Genomic DNA, 410 nt, shown 5'->3' with positions numbered 1-410 from the left:
GGCGGGGGGAGCGGCGTCCCGAGCGGGATGCGGAGGGGAGTGCGGGGTGTCCTGATGGGTGTGCGGAGGTGCCTCCCGAGGGGGCACCTCCGACACACCGGCCACCGCACCGCCGACGGAAACACCACCGGCCGCGTCCCCCACCGCGCCACCGACGGAAACACCGCTGACCGCTTCCTCAACCGCGCCGCCGCCCGGAGTACCGCCGGCCGCATCGGCCGCCGTGCCGCCGGACACGACGTCGGCCGCATCAGCCATCCCGCCGCCCGATGCCTCGCTGGCCGCATCGACCACCCCGCTGCGATCGAACAGGCCGCTGGCGGATGCACCGCCGGCCGCATCGGACGCCACGGCTCCGCCTGGTGCGCCGCCCTTCACTTCGTCCACAGCGCCCCCGGCGGAGGCACCGC

1 pseudogene is annotated in these 410 nt (G+C 76.3%); it reads right to left on the bottom strand.

Annotated elements, in window-relative coordinates:
• Positions 1-387 (bottom strand): annotated as a pseudogene (locus tag GRC12_RS45135) (hypothetical protein); the annotation flags it as partial.
• Positions 388-410: the final 23 nt, after the last annotated feature.

The sequence above is a fragment of the Streptomyces griseorubiginosus genome (genome assembly GCF_017614965.1).
Classification (GTDB): Bacteria; Actinomycetota; Actinomycetes; order Streptomycetales; family Streptomycetaceae; genus Streptomyces; species Streptomyces griseorubiginosus_B.
Note: the sequence above shows the minus strand (reverse complement) of the source record. Positions and strands in the feature narration are given on the sequence as shown.